Below are 3,699 nucleotides of genomic sequence, written 5' to 3'. Positions count from 1 at the left end.
GCCATAGCCGCCGACCGAGTCCGTGATCTTGGTCAGGGTCACGCCAAGCACGTTCGCCCCGGTCGCCTCGATGCGGTTCAGCGCCTCGATCGCCGCTCGAGTTCGTGTCTGGCCGCTCTGCACCACGAACATCACGTGGCCCGCGGCCGCCGCGAGCAGTGGCGAATCCGCAAGGCCCAGCGTCGGCGGGGCGTCGATGATGACAATGTCGAACCGCTCCGCCGCCTCCTTGAGGATGGTCCGGATGCGTCCGGTCGACAGAAGGTCGGCGGGGTTCGGCGGCACCGGCCCGCTTGCCAGCAGCCACAGGTTCTCGTGCTGGGTCTCGGTTATGTGCTGGATCAGCTTTTCGTCATTGGTCAGCAGCTTGGTCAGGCCGATCGCGTCGGAGGCCGACCGGAACGCGGGCTTGCGCAGGTCACTGTCGACGAGCAGCACCGATTTGCCGCGCCGGGCGAAATTCTGGGAAAGCGCGAGGGCGGTCGAGGACTTGCCCTCGCCCGGCTGGCTGCTGGTGACGAGCAGCGTCTTAGGCGTTCCCGTCTCGGTGCTGAAGCGAAGGGCTGTGACAATCGCCGAATAGGCCTCGGAGACCACCGACGCAGGGTTGCGAAGCGCATCGACGAACGACTCGTTGGCGCCGGTCTTCGGCACCGCTCCGAAACACGCGAGCCCAAGCTTGCTGCGGACATCCTCGCGGGTCTTCACCGTGTCATTGAGGAACTCGAGACCGATTGCCCCGCCGAGGCCCGCAAGCAACCCGGCGCCGATTCCGTAGAGAAGGTTGAGCATCAGGTTCGGCTTGAACGGGGAGCCGGGCGTATCCGCGTGATCGACGACGGACACCGGCGCGGTGCCGACCCCGCCGGCCACGCCAATCTCCTTATACCGCTGCAGCAGCGCGTCATAGAGGGTCCGGTTGGTGTCCACCTCGCGCTGGAGGATGTTGTACTGAATGCTTCGGCCGCGCAGGTTGAGGACATCCCCCTTGAGCCCAGCGACGCGCGCCTGAAGCGACCGCTCGGCCGCAAGTGCCGCCCGATAATCCTGAAGCAGGCTGTTGTTGCGTCCCGACGAAACCTGCGAGCTCTCGCTGGCGATCTGCCGGTCGAGTTCGTCCATTTGAGCCTTGAGGCTCAGCATGTCGGGATGATCCGGCTTCAGGAACGTGCGCTTCTGCTGATATTCGGCAGCGATTGATGCGCGCTGCTGGCGGAGGACCTGGCCGGCCGCTGTGACATCGCTCGTCGGGCCGGTATTGAGCGCGCCCTCATAAGCGCCCTCGGCGGCAACCCTTCGAGCAGTCGCGGTTGCGAGGGCGCTATTGAGTGCCACCAGCGTATCGCCCTGGAGCGAGCCGGCGTCGCTGCTCCCGCTGCCATTCTTGTCGCCATTCGCTGAGCCGGCGGTATTGATGATGCCCTCGCGCTGCGCATAGGCTACCAGCGATCGCTCGGACGCCTCGAGGTCGCCGCGCGTCTTGCCGATCTGTCGCTCGAGGAAATTGCGGGCGTAGGCGGACGCCTCATAGCGCCGCTGCAGCGTCGAATTGATGAAGCTGTCGGCAATCCCGTTGGCAACCATTGCCGCGAGCTGCGGCGAGGTCGAATCGAAACTGAAGCTGATCAGGTTGCCTTCCTGCGGCGGGACTACCTTGAGGCCGCCCCTCACTCTTCGAGCGGCAATCTTGAGGCGCGTCGAGGCGTCGCCCGTTTGAGGCACGAAAGCCGGGTTGTTTCCCAGGTTCAGTTCCTGAGCTGTGCGCTGCGCGACCGTCTCACTGGACAGCAATCCGACCTGGGTGACGATGAACCCGTAGGCGTCCTCGCTCGTGTCATGACTTTCGCGGGTTTGCTCGTCGGACACCTCGACCGTCGGCGGATTGGCTTCGAGTGTGACGGAGGCGCGATAGACGGGAGCGGTCAGCAACGTGATGATGATCGCGCCGGCGACGCCGATCGCTAGAGCGCCGAGGATCAGCCATCGCCAGTGCTGGACGATCCGGACCAACGCGGGAAAATCGAGACGGTAGGCGGCGGAATAGGTTCGCTGGCCCGGCCGCAGGTGAACCGTCTGCTCTGGCACATAATGACCCAGGGGCCACGGGCCCTGACTGGGCACTGCGATGCTGTTATTCACGACTGAAGCGTCTCCGAGCTGGCCCGACAGCCTAGTCTAGAACGGCCGGAATATCGACAAGAGAGGGAAGCTCTGCAGGACGCGCTTGAATCCTGCCTTGATCGAAGAACCGTCGACGACGAGGATGTCGCCCGGATAGACCTGCGGATCAGGAGCCTGACCGTGGCGGATGGCGGCAAGATCGAACGCAGCAGCCTGACGCTGTCCCTTGATCGTCCGAAAAACCGCGATGCGGCGTAGGTTCGCGTCCTCGGTGGTACCACCGGCAAGAGCGACCGCCTGCATCAGGGACGTTCTTCCGACAAGCGGGAAACTGCCCGGCTTGAAGACAGCGCCGTCGACCGTGACCGCCTGCGCCGTCGAGGACTTCACCCCGACGCTGACGTCAGGATGCTCGAAATACTTTTGGCCCAGGAGCTGCGTCAGCCTGTCATCAAGCTGGGCCGTAGTAAGGTTCGCAGCCTCGACCTCGCCGACCAGCGGCATTGAAATGTGGCCGGTCAGGTCGACCTGATAGTCGCCCGACAAATCGTCCGCCTTGAAGACCTTCACCGATACCGTGTCGAGCGGCGCGATGCGATAATCGGAGGCCAGGCTGGCGACGACCGGCGCGTCGGGCACGCCCATGGGCACATTGTAGGCAATCGGCCCGCCAGGCTTGTCGGCGCAGCCGCCCAGGCCAAAGGCCAGCCCCGCGGCAACGATGGCGAGCACTTGCATCGCGCGGGCCCGTGGAACAGCAAACACCTAGCTACCTCGCCAACTACGCGCAACGGGCGCCCAGGACCCTGCCGACACGGCCGTGATTACTGCTCAAACCGGATGGAATCAATGCGCTGGCGGGAGCGTAAGCTATTCGTTCGCAGCAGTCGTCAGGAAGCGGCGGTGCTCGCCGTCGATGACCAGCGCGGTCAGGATTCCGGTCTTGTAGGCGCCTGTGTCGATGCCGATCCTGTTCGATCGCTCCTCGACCTCGCTGGAGATGGTATGGCCGTGAACGACGACGAAGCCGTGATCGCCGCCGTCGTTGAGAAAGGGCTCGCGGATCCATCGGAGGTCCGCCTGCTTCTGCCGGTCGAGATCAATTCCTGGCCGGATTCCGGCGTGGACGAACAGATAATCGCCGAAACGACAGGTATCCGCGAAACTCTGCAGGAAAGCGACGTGCTGCGGCGGGATGGCCTTGCGCACGACCGCAAGCGAAGCGGCTTGGTCGAGACCGGCGAAAGCTTCCGGCTCGACTCCGTAGCTCATCAGCGTCTCGCCGCCGCCGAACACGCGCCAGTCAGCGATCATCTGGGCTTCACCGCCAAGAATGCGCAGAAGCACCTCCTCGTGGTTGCCGAGCAGGAACACGGCCTCTAGCGGCGGGTAGCGATAGAGCCGGAGAAGCTCGACCACTGACGCGGAATTGGGCCCACGGTCGATAAGATCGCCGAGGAACACCAGCAATGCCTTCTCTGGTCGCGACGAGCGCACGTCGAGCTCGATCTCGGCAAGCAGCTCCTCGAGTAGGTCCAGCCGGCCGTGAACGTCGCCAACGACGTATGCGCGGTGACC

Annotated in this window: 3 protein-coding genes; all 3 read right to left on the bottom strand. The window is 64.3% G+C overall.

Annotation, left to right across the window (positions count from 1 at the left end):
- Positions 1-2,139 (bottom strand): polysaccharide biosynthesis tyrosine autokinase (locus JOZ79_RS13955; RefSeq protein WP_294075370.1); only part of this gene is annotated, 2,139 nt, incomplete at its 3' end.
- Between the two features lie 36 nt (positions 2,140-2,175).
- Positions 2,176-2,859 carry a polysaccharide biosynthesis/export family protein gene (locus JOZ79_RS13950; RefSeq protein WP_294075367.1) on the bottom strand — a complete coding sequence of 228 codons (684 nt, stop codon included), beginning with the start codon at positions 2,857-2,859 and terminating at the stop codon, positions 2,176-2,178.
- A 132-nt stretch (positions 2,860-2,991) separates the two neighbouring features.
- A partial coding sequence (locus JOZ79_RS13945) for a metallophosphoesterase (protein ID WP_294075365.1) occupies positions 2,992-3,699 on the bottom strand: 708 nt, incomplete at its 5' end.

Origin of the sequence: Sphingomonas sp. (assembly GCF_019242355.1) — a bacterium.
GTDB lineage: Bacteria > Pseudomonadota > Alphaproteobacteria > Sphingomonadales > Sphingomonadaceae > Sphingomicrobium.
The sequence above is the reverse complement of the archived record's forward strand: the minus strand, read 5'-3'. Positions and strand labels throughout refer to the sequence as shown.

What these genes read in the sequence shown, in the direction of transcription:
- JOZ79_RS13950 (WP_294075367.1), bottom strand. Translation starts at nt 2,859, where the DNA reads ATGCAAGTGCTCGCCATCGTTGCCGCGGGGCTGGCCTTTGGCCTGGGC.